Annotated in this window: 15 protein-coding genes; 10 read left to right on the top strand and 5 right to left on the bottom strand. The window is 67.2% G+C overall.

From position 1 onward, the window contains the following. Positions 1 to 21: 21 nt before the first annotated feature. From KBY93_RS06230 to cbbX, 5 genes are read left to right on the top strand one after another with little or no spacing between them, the layout of a single operon-like run. Positions 22 to 1,890, top strand: coding sequence for an NAD(P)H-quinone oxidoreductase subunit F (locus KBY93_RS06230; RefSeq protein ID WP_255093411.1), 1,869 nt, complete (start codon positions 22 to 24; stop codon positions 1,888 to 1,890). A gap of 30 nt (positions 1,891 to 1,920) precedes the next feature. Beyond that, positions 1,921 to 3,477: an NADH-quinone oxidoreductase subunit M gene (locus KBY93_RS06225; protein WP_255093410.1), complete on the top strand. Its 1,557-nt coding sequence runs from the start codon at positions 1,921 to 1,923 to the stop codon at positions 3,475 to 3,477. Next, positions 3,477 to 4,625, top strand: a complete 1,149-nt coding sequence (locus KBY93_RS06220) for a CO2 hydration protein (RefSeq protein WP_255093409.1) — start codon at positions 3,477 to 3,479, stop codon at positions 4,623 to 4,625. The genes KBY93_RS06225 and KBY93_RS06220 overlap by 1 nt, the downstream gene beginning before the upstream one ends. 10 nt (positions 4,626 to 4,635) lie before the next feature. Beyond that, the gene (locus tag KBY93_RS06215; RefSeq protein ID WP_255093408.1) at positions 4,636 to 4,893 is read left to right on the top strand and encodes a 4a-hydroxytetrahydrobiopterin dehydratase; all 258 of its coding nucleotides are present in this window, start codon (positions 4,636 to 4,638) and stop codon (positions 4,891 to 4,893) included. Then, complete coding sequence (gene cbbX, locus KBY93_RS06210) at positions 4,877 to 5,827, top strand: CbbX protein (RefSeq protein WP_255093407.1); 951 nt, start codon at positions 4,877 to 4,879, stop codon at positions 5,825 to 5,827. Before KBY93_RS06215 ends, cbbX begins: the two co-directional genes overlap by 17 nt. A 9-nt stretch (positions 5,828 to 5,836) precedes the next feature. On the opposite strand, the gene dnaA is transcribed toward cbbX, so the two are convergent. Then, entirely contained in the window at positions 5,837 to 7,270 is a 1,434-nt protein-coding gene (gene dnaA / locus KBY93_RS06205; protein ID WP_255093406.1) for a chromosomal replication initiator protein DnaA, read from the bottom strand. Positions 7,271 to 7,369: 99 nt separating this feature from the next. Between dnaA and KBY93_RS06200 the strand changes: the two genes are divergently transcribed. Genes KBY93_RS06200 through KBY93_RS06190 form a run of 3 tightly spaced genes read left to right on the top strand, consistent with a single transcriptional unit; the run spans position 7,370 to position 9,860 of the window. After that, positions 7,370 to 8,530 carry a trypsin-like peptidase domain-containing protein gene (locus KBY93_RS06200; RefSeq protein WP_255093405.1) on the top strand — a complete coding sequence of 387 codons (1,161 nt, stop codon included), beginning with the start codon at positions 7,370 to 7,372 and terminating at the stop codon, positions 8,528 to 8,530. Next, positions 8,527 to 9,150 (top strand): TIGR04282 family arsenosugar biosynthesis glycosyltransferase, encoded by a 624-nt coding sequence (locus KBY93_RS06195; RefSeq protein ID WP_255093404.1) that lies wholly within the window; start codon positions 8,527 to 8,529, stop codon positions 9,148 to 9,150. Before KBY93_RS06200 ends, KBY93_RS06195 begins: the two co-directional genes overlap by 4 nt. Further along, a complete protein-coding gene (locus KBY93_RS06190; RefSeq protein WP_255093403.1) occupies positions 9,147 to 9,860 on the top strand; it encodes a TIGR04283 family arsenosugar biosynthesis glycosyltransferase in 714 nt (237 codons plus the stop codon). The genes KBY93_RS06195 and KBY93_RS06190 overlap by 4 nt, the downstream gene beginning before the upstream one ends. A gap of 25 nt (positions 9,861 to 9,885) precedes the next feature. On the opposite strand, the gene KBY93_RS06185 is transcribed toward KBY93_RS06190, so the two are convergent. After that, the gene (locus tag KBY93_RS06185) at positions 9,886 to 10,374 is read right to left on the bottom strand and encodes a GNAT family N-acetyltransferase (protein ID WP_255093402.1); all 489 of its coding nucleotides are present in this window, start codon (positions 10,372 to 10,374) and stop codon (positions 9,886 to 9,888) included. A 107-nt stretch (positions 10,375 to 10,481) separates the two neighbouring features. Between KBY93_RS06185 and KBY93_RS06180 the strand changes: the two genes are divergently transcribed. Further along, a complete protein-coding gene (locus KBY93_RS06180) occupies positions 10,482 to 11,207 on the top strand; it encodes an alpha/beta fold hydrolase (protein WP_255093401.1) in 726 nt (241 codons plus the stop codon). A gap of 3 nt (positions 11,208 to 11,210) precedes the next feature. On the opposite strand, the gene KBY93_RS06175 is transcribed toward KBY93_RS06180, so the two are convergent. Together KBY93_RS06175 and hisG are read right to left on the bottom strand one after the other, a co-directional pair. Further along, complete coding sequence (locus tag KBY93_RS06175) at positions 11,211 to 13,010, bottom strand: ABC transporter ATP-binding protein (protein ID WP_255093400.1); 1,800 nt, start codon at positions 13,008 to 13,010, stop codon at positions 11,211 to 11,213. Next, positions 13,010 to 13,681, bottom strand: coding sequence for an ATP phosphoribosyltransferase (gene hisG / locus KBY93_RS06170; RefSeq protein WP_255093399.1), 672 nt, complete (start codon positions 13,679 to 13,681; stop codon positions 13,010 to 13,012). Before hisG ends, KBY93_RS06175 begins: the two co-directional genes overlap by 1 nt. Before the next feature lie 29 nt (positions 13,682 to 13,710). Here hisG and gloB point away from each other — a divergent pair, with 29 nt between their 5' ends. After that, on the top strand, positions 13,711 to 14,472 hold the full coding sequence (gloB, locus tag KBY93_RS06165; protein WP_255093397.1) for a hydroxyacylglutathione hydrolase: 762 nt from the start codon (positions 13,711 to 13,713) through the stop codon (positions 14,470 to 14,472). On the opposite strand, the gene KBY93_RS06160 is transcribed toward gloB, so the two are convergent. Beyond that, entirely contained in the window at positions 14,473 to 15,636 is a 1,164-nt protein-coding gene (locus tag KBY93_RS06160) for an ABC transporter ATP-binding protein (RefSeq protein ID WP_255093395.1), read from the bottom strand. Positions 15,637 to 15,661 lie beyond the last annotated feature (25 nt).

Raw genomic sequence — 15,661 nt, 5'->3', positions numbered from 1 at the left:
CCGGCCCTCTGCGCCCCCAACTTGTCCGCCCCCTCCCTGTCCCTGCCGATCCAGCTGGTCTGGTTGATCCCTCTATACGGATTCAGCGGCATGCTGCTGTCGCTGCCGTGGGCGGCGGGCTGGTTCAAGCGCAACGGTCCACGCCCAGCGGCTTACCTGAACCTGCTGGTCACGCTGCTGGCGGTGATCCACGGCAGCCTGATCCTGCAGCAGGTGTGGCAGCTCGGCCCCCAGCACCTGGAGTTCCCCTGGTTCCAGGCCGCCGACCTTGACCTGCGCATCGGCTTCGACCTCTCGCTCACCAACCTGGCGGCGCTCGAGCTGGTGACGGGCTTGAGCCTGCTGGGCCAGGTGTACGCCCTCGGCTACCTCGACAAGGAATGGTCGCTGGCCCGCTTCTACGCGCTGGTTGGCTTCTTCGAGGGAGCCCTGGCAGGTGTGGTGCTCAGCAGCAGTTTGTTCATGAGCTATTTCCTGCTGGAGATGCTCACCCTCTCCACCTATCTGCTGGTGGGGTTCTGGTACGCCCAGCCACTGGTGGTCACGGCCGCTCGCGACGCCTTCCTCACCAAGCGGGTGGGCGATGTGCTGCTGCTGATGGGGATGGTGGCGCTTTCGGCCTGGGCGGGCTCGATGGAGTTCCAGGATCTCTACGTCTGGGCCGCTGAGGCCGACGCCAGTGGTGCGCTCACGCCCCTGGCCGGCACGCTGCTGGGGCTTGGGCTGATCGCCGGGCCGATGGGCAAGTGCGCCCAGTTCCCGATGCACTTATGGCTCGATGAGGCGATGGAGGGGCCGAACCCCGCCTCGATCCTGCGCAACTCGGTGGTCGTCACCGCCGGCGCCCTGGTGCTGATGAAGGTGATGCCACTGCTGCGTTTCTCCCCTCTGGCCACAACCGTTTTGCTGGTGGTGGGCACGATCAGCGCCGTGGCCGGCGCCCTGGTCGCAATCGCCCAGGTGGACATCAAACGGGCCTTCTCGTATTCCACCACCTCCTATCTGGGGCTTGTGTTCATCGCGATTGCTCTGCAGCAACCTGCGATCGCGCTGCTGCTGCTGTTTGCCCACGGCCTGTCCAAGGCATTGTTATTCATGAGCGTGGGCAGCATCATCGCCACCACCAACTGTCAGGACCTCACCGAACTGGGCGGCCTCGGCTCACGCATGCCCGCCACCACCAGCGCCTACCTGGTGGGCTCCGCGGGCCTGGTAGGCCTGTTGCCCCTTGGCTGCTTCTGGTGCTTCGGGCTGCTGGTTGAGACCTTCGCCCACCAGCAGCCCTTCTTTGCGGCCGTCTGCCTGCTAACCAACGCACTCACCGCCTTCAACCTCACCCGCGTCTACCGGCACGTGTTCCTTGGCCCGGCGATGCCCAAAACCAAGCGCGCGCCGGAGGTGAACTGGCTGATGGCGCTGCCGATGGTGAGCCTCACGGTGCTGGTGGCGCTGATGCCGGCACTGATGGCCCGACTCGATCCTGTTCCTGGCATCGCCTCGTTCTCCCTGCCGGTGGCCATTGCAGTCGTCTCCAGCGGGCTGGTCGGTGTGGCAGCCGGCGCTGTGGCGCAGCTTCATAAGTTCTGGTCGCGCTCTTTGCTCCAGCCGCTGCGAGTGCTGCAGGATCTGCTCGCCTCCGACTTCTACACCGATCGCATCTACCGGGCCACGATCGTCGCGGCGGTGGCCGGCCTGGCCAGGCTGAGCGACTGGCTCGACAGCAGGGTGGTGAATGGCCTGGTGAACGGAATCGGACGGCTGTCTCTGGCCAGCGCCGATGGCCTCAAGCTCGGCGTAAGCGGCCAGCTGCAGAGCTACCTGCTCACGGTGGTGCTGGCGATCGTGCTGCTGCTTGCCTCGCTGCAGTGGTTGCAGTGGCTGCATGGATAGCCCGAACCCCAGGTGGAGCCACCTATGCCAATGCTGAGCATCCTGCTGCTGATCCCCTTCGCCGGCGCTCTGGCACTCGTGCTCTGGCCAGGCCAGCTGCCCCCAGGGCGGCTACGGGTGATTGCCTTGGTAGTGCTCGGCCTGCAACTGGCCTGGAGCCTGATCGTGCTTGCCCGCTTTGATCCCAGCAGCAGCGCCATGCAGCTGCAGGAGGCGCTGCCCTGGGTGAGCGGCCTCGGGCTCGAGTACCGGCTCGGCGTCGACGGCCTGTCGATGCCGCTCGTGCTGATCAACGGCGCGCTCACGCTGGTGTCGGCGATCTGCACGCGAGACATCAGCCAGCGTCCGCGCCTCTACTTCGCCCTGTTGTTGGTGATCAGTGGGGCTGTGAACGGCGCTTTCCTGGCTGAGAACCTGCTGCTCTTCTTCCTCTTCTATGAGCTGGAGCTGATCCCGCTCTGGGCCCTGATCAGCATCTGGGGCGGTGCCAACCGTGCTTATGCGGCCACCAAGTTCCTGATCTTCACGGCGGTGTCGGGAATGCTGATCCTGGGTGCCTTCCTGGGGTTGGCCCTGGCCACGGGCACTGTCGATTTCAGCCTCACACCGGTCAGCAGCGAGCAGCTGGCGATGGGCAGCCAACTGTTGCTGCTTGGGGCGCTGTTGATCGGCTTCGGCATCAAGGTGCCGCTGTTCCCTTTCCACAACTGGCTGCCGGATGCCCACACCCAGGCATCCACGCCGGTGTCGGTTCTACTGGCAGGGGTGCTGCTGAAGCTCGGCACCTACGGCCTGCTGCGCTTCTGCCTGGGACTGTTCCCGGAGGCCTGGGCACAGCTTGCACCAGGGCTGGCGATCTGGGCTGCGGTGTCAGTGCTGTTCGGTTCGCTGGCGGCGATTGCCCAGAAGGACATGAAGCGGATGGTGGCCTACAGCTCGGTGGGCCACATGGGCTACATCCTGCTGGCGGCGGCGGCGGCCACGCCGGTGGCGATCCTCGGGGCGGTGTTCCAGATGGTGAGCCACGGCCTGATCTCGGCGCTGCTGTTCCTGCTGGTGGGGATCGTGTACCGCAAGACCGGCACCCGCGACCTGACTGTGCTGCACGGGCTGCTCAACCCGGAGCGGGGCCTGCCGTTCACCGGCACGCTCATGATTCTTGGTGTCATGGCCAGCGCCGGCATGCCCGGCATGGCGGGCTTCATCTCCGAGTTCATGGTGTTCCGCGGCAGCATCAGCGCCTACCCGCTGGCCACCCTGCTCTCGATGCTGGGCTCGGGCCTGACGGCGGTGTACTTCCTGCTGCTGGTGAACCGCGCCTTCTTCGGCCGGCTGGCGATCACTCCGGCGACCGATCCTGTGGCCCACGGTCGCCTGGATGTGCAGCTGGCGCCGGTGGCACCCCGGGAAACGATTCCGGCGACGGGACTGGCGATGGCGGTGGTGGCGATCGGTCTGCTGCCCGCTGGTCTGGGGCGCCTGAGTGAGAGCACGTGCACGGCGATCGCCCAGCTGCCGGCCCTTGTATCGGCACTGCAGCTGGCGTCAGGGCCATTGCTGGGGCTGCAGGCGGGAGGGTTGGGCTGATGCCGATCATCCCGGCCGAGCTGGTTCATAGCGGTGGCATGCCCGCCGCCGCCGAGTTGGAGGAAAAACTGCTGACGGGGCAGACGCTGCTGGCCGAGAGCCGCGAGCATCTGATCGAAGTGGTGGATGTGCTCAAAAGCTACGGGGAGGTGCTCGATGCCTACAGCACCAACCTGATCTTCCAGGCCGAACATCAGTTTCTGGTGCCAGTGCCGCTGTTCAAGTACCTGGATGGCGAGAAGAGCCCCGCGAAGATCTGGCGCCACCTCAACCACGATCGGATCAATTTCGAGTACGCCGAATACTGCATGAAGGCGATGCTCTGGCACGGCACCGGCGGCCTCGATGCATACCTTGATTCTGCGGCTTTCGCCGAGAGCTGCGCCGTGATCATCCGCCGCAAGACCCGGCGCGATCCGTTGCTGGCCATGCTGCATCCGCTGTTTTCGGGCTTCCTGATCGAGATGATCCGCACGGCGGCCACGACCCACGCCCTTGGCCAGTTCTGGCGGGTGATGAGCGATCTGTTCCTTGATCTGGCCCGCGCCGAAGCCGACGGCAGCGTGGCTTCGATCGAGGCGGTGGTGGAGTTCATCAAGGACGGCCTGGTGGCCGCCGCCGCCAACCCGATCACCTACGGGGTGGCGGTGGCGGGTGAGCACCTCTGGGTGCTGCCACCGGAGGCGGGGCTCACCTTCCTGGTGGATGTGGCCGTGCCCTACGTGGAGGCGGTTTTCTTGCGAGGTTTGCCGTTCCTGGGCACTGTGAGCTTCAATGCCCAGGCTCAGCAGATCTCCCCGGATCAGGCCAAGTTCGCCTACGGAGCCCTGTTCGCCGATCCACTCCCGACAATGGGAGCCGGCATACCCCCCAGCCTGCTGATGCAGGACATGTTCCGTCACCTGCCGCAACGGCTGGATGGGCTCTACCGCAAGCGCACCCGGGGTGAGGGCGACGTACGCGTGAAGATCTGCATGAGCTTCCAGAAGTCGATGTTCTGCGTCACCAACGCAGCCATCCGTGGCACTTTCCCCCATCCCCTGAACAGCCCCGAACCGGCGGCCCATGAGGCCAACCGGGCCTACGCCGCCGCCTGGGCCGCTCGGCTGGCGGCCGCCCGCACCGACTGCCTCGACCCCCTGCCGTAGCGTGGTTCTCATGGAGCAGCCCTGGACCCCGCGTCCGAAACCCGAACAAGCCGAGCGGCTCGAACGGCGCATCGAATTCGCCGATTACGCCAGCAACCGGGCCTTCCTGGACCGCCTCAACGACCTGTGCGTGCAGCAGGGCCGCTACCCGGACATCAGCTTCGGACGCACCTACGTGAACATCACCCTGCGTTCCGACGGCGACGACAGCCCGATCACCTCCGCCGACCACGCTTTCGCTGCGGCCATCGATGACCTCCTTGCCTGAGCCCGAAGCCGGCAACGCTCTCTCCGACCTGGATGCCCCGGTCAACCTGCAGGAGGCCTACGAGGCCGCCAATGTGCAGGAAGTGCTTGACCAACTCGATGCCGACCTGATCGGGCTCAAGCCGGTGAAAACGCGCATCCGCGAGATAGCGGCGCTGCTGGTGGTGGAGCGAGCGCGCAAGCAGGTGGGCCTGGCCACGGCTGCGCCGAGTCTGCACATGTCGTTCACGGGCAGGCCGGGTACCGGCAAGACCACCGTGGCTGAGCGAATTTCCGAGATCCTGCACCGGCTGGGATACGTGCGCAAGGGCCATCTCGTCACCGCAACCCGGGATGATCTGGTGGGCCAGTACATCGGCCACACCGCGCCCAAAACCCGCGACATGCTCAAGAAGGCAATGGGCGGTGTACTTTTCATCGATGAGGCCTACTATCTCTACCGCCCTGAGAACGAACGGGACTATGGCGCCGAAGCCATAGAGATCCTGCTTCAGGTGATGGAGAACAATCGCGACGACCTGGTTGTGATCTTCGCAGGCTACAAAGACAAGATGGATATCTTCTACCAGTCGAATCCTGGCCTCTCCTCACGGGTGGCTAATCACATAGATTTCCCTGATTACACCGCCGCAGAATTGCTGGCTATCGCCCAGTTGATTCTGGCTGCCGAGAGTTACCGCTTCGGCGATGAGGCCAAGGCCGCCTTCTACGAATACATCCAGCGGCGTATGCAGCTGCCCTTCTTCGCCAATGGCCGCTCTATCCGCAATGCCATCGACCGGGCACGCATGCGTCAGGCCAACCGGCTCTTTAACCACATGGGGCGGGGTCTGACCAAGCTGGACCTGATCACGATCCAGGCCGAGGACATCACCGCCAGCCGCGTGTTTCAGGGGGAAGTGGAAGGGCTCGATCCCAGCCTGCCGCTCACCTGACCTGCCATCTCAGCGACGGCGACGGCTGTCGATCTGGAGCAGATCTCGTACCTGTTGCAACTGGCGGGCCAGGGAAGGATCAATCGCCAGTTTCTTCTCCACCTGTTCCACCGCATACATCACGGTGCTGTGGTCCTTGCCGCCGAAGACATCGCCTATGCGGGGCAGGCTCAGGTCGGTGCTCTGGCGCAGCAGGTACATGCCCACCTGGCGGGCCTGGCTCACAGCCCGTTTGCGGCTGCTGCTGCGCATCTCCTCGGCGCTGACCCCGAACACCTCGGACACCTTGTCCACCACCTGCTGGGGGGTGACCGGCACCTCGTTGCCCACGGGATCAAGCATCGGCGCCACTGATTCCACCGTCATCGGCAGGCCGGTGATCGAGGCGAAGGCCACCGCCCGGGTCAGGGCACCCTCCAATTCGCGGATGTTGGAGGTGAAACGCCCCGCCAGATACTGAATCAGGTCGCGGGGGAGGGTCATGCGCTCCTGTTCGGCCTTCTTGTGAAGGATCGCCATGCGGGTTTCCAGGTCGGGCGTCTGGATGTCGGCGATCAGTCCCATCGAGAAGCGGGAAATCAGACGTTCCTGCAGGCGGGGGATCTGGCTGGGGGGGCGGTCACTGGCGATCACAATCTGGCGACCGGCCTCATGCAGGGCGTTGAAGGTGTGGAAGAACTCTTCCTGGGTGTATTCCTTGCCCTCGATGAACTGGATGTCGTCAACAAGGATCAGGTCAGCGGCGCGATAGCGGTCACGGAACTTCTGCATTCCGTCCTTGCGGATCGCCTGGATCAGGTCGTTGGTGAAGGTTTCGGTGGAGACGTAAAAGACCCGGGCCTCCGGATCGATCTCCAGGCGGTAGTGGCCGATCGCCTGCATCAGGTGGGTCTTGCCCAGCCCGACGCCGCCGCAGAGGAAAAGCGGATTGAATTCACGGCCGGGCGCCTCTGCCACCGCCAGGGCCGCCGCGTGGGCCATGCGGCTGTTCGGCCCCACCACGAAGCGGTTGAAGACATAACGGGGGTTGAGCCCCGGAGCCGGTCGGCGGGGCGTCTCGCCGCTGGCGGTGGGTCCGCTGGGGCCCACTGTGGCCCTAAGCACCGCCCCTGGTGAGGCCCCGGCCAGCGTCTGCTGGCCGGGGCCCGGGCGCTCGGCCGGAGTGGAGCCATTCAGAGCCCCATCCAGCTCCTGCGCGGCGGCGGTGCCGACTTCCACCTGAATGGCGTGGCCGGCGAGATCGGTGGCCACCGCGGCGATCATCACCAGGTAGTTCTTGCGCAGCCAGCCGCTGGCAAAGCTGTTGGGAGCCTCCAACTGGAGCTGCCCATCGGCGTAGCCCGTGCAGCGGGCCGGGCGGATCCAGGTTTCAAAAGTGGGCTTGCTGAGGTTGGCCTGCAGTGCCTCCTGGACTTGGTGCCACAGCTCCTGACCCTGCTGCACCGTCCAACCCTCACTCAGCCAGTGGCCGAATATAGGCAGCTCCCCCGACCCGCTCCGTCTTTAATGAAGCGCTTCGCGGCCCCGGTCCGCTCCCCTGCCATGACTCCCCACCGCGCCCCTGGCCTCCTGACGCCCCGTCGCCGGGTCCTGGCCGCCACCGGCCTCTGTGGACTCCTCCTGGCCAGCTGCACAATCCCGCTGCCGAACATCCCTGGGCTGCCCAGGGGTGGACCCACCGCCCCGGGTCCCCGCGTGAGCGACGCCCCCCCAGCCGCGCCGCTTCAGGTGGGCAGTAACTTCATCGTCAAAGCGGTCGAGAAGGTCGGTCCGGCTGTGGTGCGCATCGACACGGTCAAGCGGGTGATCAATCCCCTCGGAGGCCTGTTCGGTGGAGGTCCCTCGATCCAGCAGCAGCAGGGCCAGGGCTCGGGCTTCATCACCCGCTCCGACGGGGTGATCCTCACCAACGCCCACGTGGTCGAGGGTGCCAATGAAGTGTCGGTGACCCTGCCGGATGGGCGCAGCTTCAACGGCAAGGTGCTCGGCGCCGATCCCCTCACCGACATCGCTGTGGTCCGGGTTGTAGCCCAGAAGCTGCCGGTGGCGCCCCTGGGTGATTCCAGCCAGGTGAGACCCGGTGAATGGGCTATCGCCATCGGCAACCCCCTTGGCCTCGACAACACCGTGACGGCGGGCATCATCAGCGCGATTCAGCGCACCAATGCCATCGGCGAAGGCCAGCGGGTGCCCTACATCCAGACCGATGCGGCGGTGAACCCCGGTAACAGCGGCGGCCCCCTGATCAACGACCGCGGTCAGGTGATCGGCGTGAACACCGCCATCCGCCAGGCGCCTGGGGCTGGCCTGAGCTTCGCGATCCCAATCAACCTGGGTAAGCAGATCGCCGCCCAGATCCTGGAGAAGGGACGCGCCTCACACCCCTACATAGGGGTGCGACTGCAGGCGCTCACGCCCAGATTGGCCCGGGAGATCAATGCCACCTCCAGCGAATGCCGCCTGCCGGAAATCGATGGGGTCGTGGTGGTGGAGGTGCTCAAGGACAGCCCGGCGGCCAAGGCGGGCCTGAAACCCTGCGACCTGATCGAGACCGTTGGTGGCAAGGCGGTGAAGAATCCTTCGGAAGTGCAGGTGGCCGTTGATCAGGGCAAGGTGGGCCAGCCCCTGTCGATCAGCATCAAACGGGGGAACAGCAGCCGCAGCATCTCGCTGGAGCCGGCGGAGCTGCGCTCCAGCGAGTGAGCCCGCTGACGCTGATCCGTCCCAGGAGGCAGCTGGTGGTGATGGCCCGCTGGCCGGCAGCGGGACGTTGCAAAAGCCGCCTGGCGGCCTGTATCGGCCCTGAGGCAGCCGCTCGGATCCAGCGCCGACTGAGCGAACACACCCTGACTGCTGCCCGCCAGCTGGGCGGCATCGAGCTGGTTCTGGCGGTGAGCGGCCTGGGTCCGCGGGGCGCCCGACGCTGGGGCCACAGCCTCGGCGCTCATCGGGCTGTGCTGCAGGGGATAGGTGGCCTGGGCAGCCGGATGGCCAGGCAGCTGGCGCGAGCTTTCGGCGAGGGTGCCCAGCAGGTGCTGCTGATCGGCACCGACCTGCCCCTGCTGAGCAGCGCGGATCTCGAGGCGGCGTTCGCAGCGTTCACCCAAAGCCCCCTGGTGCTCGGCCCGGCCAGCGATGGGGGCTACTGGCTGATCGGGCTGACTGGACGCCGGTCCAGCCTGCTCAGCGGAATTCCCTGGGGAGGCACCGACGTGCTCCGCCGCACCCTGGAGCGGGCCGCCTGTGAGGGATTGGAACCCGCTCAGCTGGCGGTCCACAGCGACCTCGACCGCCGCGGGGATCTGGAGCCCTGGCTGGGGTGAGGGCAACGGCTGCACCAACTACCGTCGGCGCCCCCCTGGCGGTGGTGATCCCTGCCCTGAACGAGGCAGGGCACTTGCCGGCCCTTCTGGCGGATCTGGCAATGGCTCCCGCCGGCCTGATCGACAGCTGCCTGGTGGTGGATGGGGGCAGCCGTGATGGCAGCCCCAGCCTCTCGGCCCTGGCGGGCGCACGGGTGATGCAGGCGGCGGGGGGGCGGGGCTGTCAGCTGGCGGCGGGAGTCGCCCGCAGCCGTGCCGCCTGGTTGTTGTTGCTGCATGCCGACCTGCGTCTGGCGCCGGGATGGTGGTCGGCGGTGCAGCGGGCAATGGCCGCCCCTGAGACCCCCTGGTGTTTCCGCCTGGGGATCCAGGGGGCAGGTCCTGCCCTGCGCCTGGTGGAGTGGGGCGTACGGCTGCGCAGTGGCCTCGGCCAGCTGCCCTATGGCGACCAGGGGCTGCTGCTGCCGCGGCGCCTGCTGGAGCGAGCCGGCGGTCTGCGGGCCCTGCCCCTGATGGAGGACCTCGATCTGATTCTGCGCCTGCGCCAGCTGGGCCCGATCCGCGACCTGGGGCTACCCGTGCAGGTGGATGGGCGGCGCTGGCGGCGCCTGGGGGTCTGGAGCACGGCCTGGCGCAACGCCCGGTTGCGCCAGGCCTGGCGCCGAGGCGCCGATCCCGCGACCCTGGCAGCCCGGTACTACCAGCTTTGAGCGGGCCGTCTGGAGCTCAGGAGGGTCAGGGCGAATACCAGAAGGCGCAACGACGCTGGTGAGGTTCCAGCTCCCACCCCTGGGACTGATAAAACCCCACCACTTCGGGATCGGCGAACAGGCTGACCCGGTCCACCTCCATCAGCCTGAGCTGCTCGAGCACGTAGTCCATCAGTTGCCGCCCCAGACCAGCGCCCTGGTACAGGGGATGGACGGCCACATCCCAGACCGTGGCCTCCATCACCCCATCGCCGGTGCAGCGGGCGAAGCCCACCAGGCGTGGCACCCTCGGGTCATGGCGCCATAGGCCCACCCTCAGCAGGCTGTTCTGCAGGGCTTTGCGCACACGCCTGATCGGACGGCGGCTCCAGCCGACGGCATCACAGAGCTGCTCGAGTTCCACCAGATCGATGTCCCGCTCCAGGCTGAGCACCAGCTCCAGCTGGGGGTTCGGACTGGGGCAATGGCGCCAGCCGGGGCCGTAAAAGCTCGAAAGGAGCGGGTCTGTGTCCAAACCAGACGGCCGAGGCAACGCATTGGCACGATCCTGCCCGATCGAGGGCGTTCCAGGGCAGGCTGGTGGCAGACCCCCTGAAGGGATTGGTTTCTCGCTCCCAGGCCTTGGAACCCGACCAGCCCGGGCTGCTGCTGATCGCACTGCACGGCTGGATGCTCTCCGGCCGGCTCTGGGACCCGCTGACGGCCGAACTGCAGAACCGCTGGCGTCTGTGGTGCCCTGATCTGCCGGGTTTCGGAACGGAGCCGCGCCCGGCTGGACTGCAGCCGAGCCTGGCCAGCTATGGGCGCTGGGTCAGCGAGGCCTGTAACCGGATCGATCCCAACTCACCCGTCGTGCTGATGGGCCACTCCCTGGGGGGCAGCATCGCCCTGCACGCGGCCGGGCTCCTGGGGCCACGGCTGCGGGGGGTGATCCAGATCGCCGCCGGTGGCGGGGTGTATCAGCCCAGAGCCTTCGCCCGGGTGCGGCAAGGGGGCTCCCTGTTCCTGCGCTACCGCCCGGGATGGCTGGCGCGGCTGCCAGGCACGGCGGCGATCCGCAGTCCGTTGGTGGCGGACGCGCGCGCGGCCCGCGGCCTGCTGGCCTGCAGCACCAACCGCGGCGCCGTCAGCCAGCTGCCCTCACTCACCGCCGCCCTGCGGGTGCCGAGCCTCTGGATCGCGGGCAGCCTGGATCAGGTGATGGCTCCTCGTTACGTGCGCCACCTGGCGGGCTATGCCCCAAGCCATGAACTGGCCGTCATCCCCGACTGCGGCCACTTGCCGATGCGGGAGTGTCCCCGCCAGCTGGCCGCCCTGATCGACGCCTGGCTGGAGCGGCTGCCCTGATCCTTAAAGGCGGGCCAGGCCCCGCTCCTGCAAGTCCGCCAGCTCGGCATAGAGGCCACCGGCAGCCCGCAGCTCCCGGTGGGTGCCCTGCTCGATCAGTCGCCCCCGGCGCAGGACCAGGATGCGGTCGGCCGCCTCCACGGTGGCAAGGCGGTGGGCGATGACGATGGCGGTGCGGCCGGTGAGCAGCCGCTCCAGATCGCGCTGGAGAGTGGCCTCGGTGGAGGGATCCATGAAGGCGGTGGCCTCATCCATCACCAGCACGGAGGGATCCCGCATCGCCACCCGCGCCACCGACAGCAGCTGGCGCTCACCTGAGGAAAGGTTCCCGCCCCGCTCACGCAATTCAGTGGCCAGGCCGTCAGGCAGGCGACGCAGCAGGGGATCGAGACCCAGCTCGGCGCAGATCCGCTCCAGATCTGCCTGGGGGATCGGCGCATCGAGGCGAAGGTTGTCTGCCACATTGCCGCTGAACAGGAAGGTGTCCTGCAGGACCACCCCCAACCGCTGGCGCAGGGTGGCACTGGGCAGCTCGCGGATGTCGATGCCATCGAGCAGGATCCGGCCGCTCTGGGGCTCGTAGAGCCGACAGAGCAGCCGGATGATGGTGGTCTTGCCGGAGCCGGTTGGACCCACCAGAGCCACCTTCTCTCCAGGGGCGATCCGGAAGCTCAGGTCGGTGAGGATCGGATCATCGGGGCGGTAGGAGAAGCTCACCGCCTCGAAGATCACCTCACCGGCGCTGGCTCGCAGTAACCCCGAGCGTTGGGCGGCACTGCTGCGCAGGCCCTGCTCCAGGTCGGCGATCTCGATCGGCTGCTCCATCAGCTCACCGATGCGCTCCACCGCCGTGAGTCCTCCCTGGATCTGGGTGAAGCGCTCCGCCAGCTGGCGCAGGGGGTCGAACAGGCGCTGGGAAAAGAGGATGAAGGTGGTGAGGGTGCCCAGGCCGATGGTGCCGGCGATCACCATCCAGCCTCCGATGGCCAGCACCACGGCCACGGCGGTGAGAGCCACCCATTCGATGAAGGCCGACACGGCACTTTCATAAAAAATCGTGCCGGTGACGGCGCGGCGGTAGGCGTTGGTGGTGACAGCGAAGCGGGCACTGTTGGTGGCCTCACGCCGGAACATCTGCACAACCTCAAGCCCCTGCAGGTTCTCCTGCAGATCGGCGTTGAGCTGGCTCAGCTCTTCACGCACCCGGTAGTTGGCCTTGCGGTAACGGCCCTGCAGCCAGAGGATCACCAGAATGGCCGGCACCTGACTGGCCAGCAGCAGGGCACCGAGGCGAGGTTCGATGCTGATCATCGTGACGCCGATCACCAGCAGGCTGACCAGATCGGCCAGCACGCCCACGGCGCCGCTGCCGAACACCTCGGCCAGGGCATCCACATCGCTGGTGAGGCGAGTGAGCAGCTTGCCCACCGGAGTGCGGTCGTGGAAGCGCAGCGAGAGGGCCAGGGCGTGGCGGAAGAGGTCGTCGCGAATGCGGGCGGTGAGCCGCTGGCCCACCGCCTGGACGCTGTAGGACTGGGCCCCCTGCAATGCCAGTCGCAGCAGCACCGCCCCGAAGAGAATCAGCACCAGGGTGCGGATCGCCTGCGAAACGCTCTGCCCCGCCAACCAGGCGGCCGTGGGCTCACCCCGCAGGACGGCGATGGCCTGACCGATCAACAGCGGCTGGATCGCGGCGGCCAGAGCCACGGGGATCAGGAGCAGCACCACCAGGATCAGACGGCGCCGGTCGTAGCGCAGGTAGGGCAGCAGCCGCCTGAGCCGCTGGCTGTCGTGGGCGGCCATCAGCGTTGGGAGGGGGCGGAGGCGGACATGGTCGTCGCGCAGCTGGAGGTGGCCACCCTGTCGATGATGTGCTGCAGCTCGCCGAGATCGAAGCGCAGGGCCAGGGGATTGCCGATCAGACGGGCAGTGCTGTGGAACAACTCATCAAGGGCCACCAGGCCGTTGTCCCGCAAGGTGCGGCCGGTTGCCACCAGATCCACGATCGCCTCTGACATGCCGGTGATCGGACCCAGCTCGACCGAGCCGGTGAGATGGATCAGCTCCACGGGCAGATCAAGCCCTGCAAAAAAGGTTTCGGCGCAGCGCACGAACTTGCTGGCCACCCGGCAGTGAGCCGGCAGATCCGACGCCTGGGTGTAGCCGCTGTTTTCCTTCACGGCCACGGCCATGCGGCAGCCACCGAAGCCCAGATCCAGCAGTGGTGCCACCGGCAACTGGTGCTCGCGCAGCACGTCATCGCCAACCACACCCAGCTGGGCCTGGCCATACGCCACATAGACAGGAACATCGCCGTTACGCACCAGCAGGGCCCTGGCCCGGCCGCAGGGACTGGGCACCATCAGCTGGCGATTGTCGGCATCGAGCAGGGCACTGAAATCAAGCCCGGCGGCGGCGAAGCAGCGCACCGAATCCTTGAGTAGTGCCCCTTTGGCTAGCGCGACGGTGATCATGGACTTACACCGCAACCTGAACTTTACCGATGGACGCGAGTCATAGCGAGGTGGAGCTGATCCCGGTGCTGCACGACAACTACGTCGTCGTGCTCCACGACGGTGCACGGGCGGTGGTGGTGGACCCCGGTGTGTCCGAGCCGGTGATCACCTGGCTGGAGAGAAAGGGACTTGAGCTGGTCTCGGTGCTGCAGACCCACCACCACCGGGACCACATCGACGGCACCCCGGGTCTGCTGCGCCACTGGCCTGATGCAGCTGTGATGGCTTCAGGGGCGGACCGGGCGCGCATTCCTTTCCAGACCGTGTCCCTGCAGGACGGCGACCAGCTGGAGCTGCTGGGGCGCTGCGTGGATGTACTGGCGGTTCCCGGGCACACCCGCTGCCACCTGGCCTTCTATCTGCCGCCGCTGGCGGATGGCCAGGGAGAGCTGTTCTGCGGCGACACGATCTTCGCCGCTGGTTGCGGGCGGCTGTTCGAAGGAAGCCCCACGGAGATGCACCATTCTTTGCAGCGGCTGGGGGCCCTGCCCGGGGACACCCGCGTCTGGTGCGCCCACGAGTACACCCTCGACAATCTGCGCTGGGCGGCGGCGAACTGTCCGGAGCCGGGGGCGGAGCGAGCGGCGATCCAGGAGCGGCTCGCGGCCGTGGAGGAGCGGCGGAAGCGGAATCAGCCCACCATCCCCAGCACGATCGCCCTTGAGCGGGCCACGAACCTGATGCTCAGGGCCAGCGATGTGGAAACGTTCGCCAGCCGTCGCCGCAGCAAGGACCACTGGCAGGGCTGATCAGGCCGCCTTTGGGCTGGGGGACTCCGACGGCCAGAGGCTCTGGCCTGTGGGGAAGAGACGGGCTGGCTCGCCGGGCCGCAACCACGGGCGGCAGCGCAGGCCGAGAGGGTAGTCGCGCTCGAGGGGCAGGCGAAAGCGGAGATCAACCGGGGCAGCGGAGCCCAGAGCGTCGAGCCGCACCTGGTAGAGCCACTCACGCCCAAGGAACTCACGTGCCACCACCTCGGCGGGGCCACTGGGATCGACGTTGAGATCAAAGGCCGATGGACTCAGCAGCACCTGCCAGGGGCCGGGAGCATCAGCGCTGGGGATGGATTCGCTCGGCTCCGGGCGCAAGGCACCGAGGGGCGTGAGCAGCTGGTCGCCGCTCCAATGGGCCTCGAGCAGGTTTCCCTGCAAAACGAAGCGGCCCACGAAGGCTGAGGCGGGAGCTCGCACCATCTCGCGCGGACTGCTGCATTGGTGCAGATGCCCCCCCTGCAGCACCGCGACCCGGTCGCAGATGGCCAGGGCCTCCTCGGGATCGTGGGTCACGATCAGGCCGCTGGCCTGGCAGCGGCTGAGCACGCCGGGGAGCTCGGCCCGCAGCCTCAGCCGCACCTCCACATCCAGGTTCGAGAAGGGCTCATCCAGCAGCAGCAGAGTTGGTCCCGGAGCGAGGGCCCGCGCCAGGGCCAGGCGCTGCCGCTGACCGCCCGAGAGTTCGTGGGGGTAGCGGCGCTCCAACCCCGTCAGCCCCAGCAGCTCCAGCAGCCAGGCAGCCCGGCTGCGATCCTGGCGGGGCTTGAGCCCGAAACAGACGTTGCTCCAGGCATCGAGATGGGGGAAGAGGGCGTAGTCCTGGAAGACCATGCCCACCCCCCGACGCTCCGGTGCCAGCCAGCCGTGGGGGCCTGCCACCTCCTGGCCATGGATCAGCACCCGGCCGCGGGCCGGCCGCTCGAAGCCGGCGATCAGACGCAGCAGGGTCGTCTTTCCGCAACCGGAAGGGCCCAGCAACCCAACCAATTCGCCCTGGTGCAGCTGCAGGTTCACCCCCTGCAGGGTCCAGTTCTGTGGATTACCGGCGTCGGTGGCGCCACGGGCAGTGGGGTAGCGGTGCCAGACGTTCTCCAGCCGCACAGGATCAGGTCGCTCATCCGCCTGGAGTGCGGTGGACACAGGCAGCGGAACTGGGGTGGAAGGG

This window comes from Synechococcus sp. J7-Johnson (assembly GCF_024345795.1).
GTDB lineage: Bacteria > Cyanobacteriota > Cyanobacteriia > PCC-6307 > Cyanobiaceae > Regnicoccus_A.
Note: the sequence above shows the minus strand (reverse complement) of the source record. Positions and strands in the feature narration are given on the sequence as shown.

Coding starts and splice junctions, on each gene's coding strand:
- KBY93_RS06225 (WP_255093410.1), top strand. CDS start 1,921: ATGCTGAGCATCCTGCTGCTGATCCCCTTCGCCGGCGCTCTGGCACTC.
- KBY93_RS06220 (WP_255093409.1), top strand. CDS start 3,477: ATGCCGATCATCCCGGCCGAGCTGGTTCATAGCGGTGGCATGCCCGCC.
- KBY93_RS06215 (WP_255093408.1), top strand. CDS start 4,636: ATGGAGCAGCCCTGGACCCCGCGTCCGAAACCCGAACAAGCCGAGCGG.
- cbbX (WP_255093407.1), top strand. CDS start 4,877: ATGACCTCCTTGCCTGAGCCCGAAGCCGGCAACGCTCTCTCCGACCTG.
- KBY93_RS06200 (WP_255093405.1), top strand. CDS start 7,370: ATGACTCCCCACCGCGCCCCTGGCCTCCTGACGCCCCGTCGCCGGGTC.
- KBY93_RS06175 (WP_255093400.1), bottom strand. CDS start 13,010: ATGGCCGCCCACGACAGCCAGCGGCTCAGGCGGCTGCTGCCCTACCTG.
- hisG (WP_255093399.1), bottom strand. CDS start 13,681: ATGATCACCGTCGCGCTAGCCAAAGGGGCACTACTCAAGGATTCGGTG.
- gloB (WP_255093397.1), top strand. CDS start 13,711: ATGGACGCGAGTCATAGCGAGGTGGAGCTGATCCCGGTGCTGCACGAC.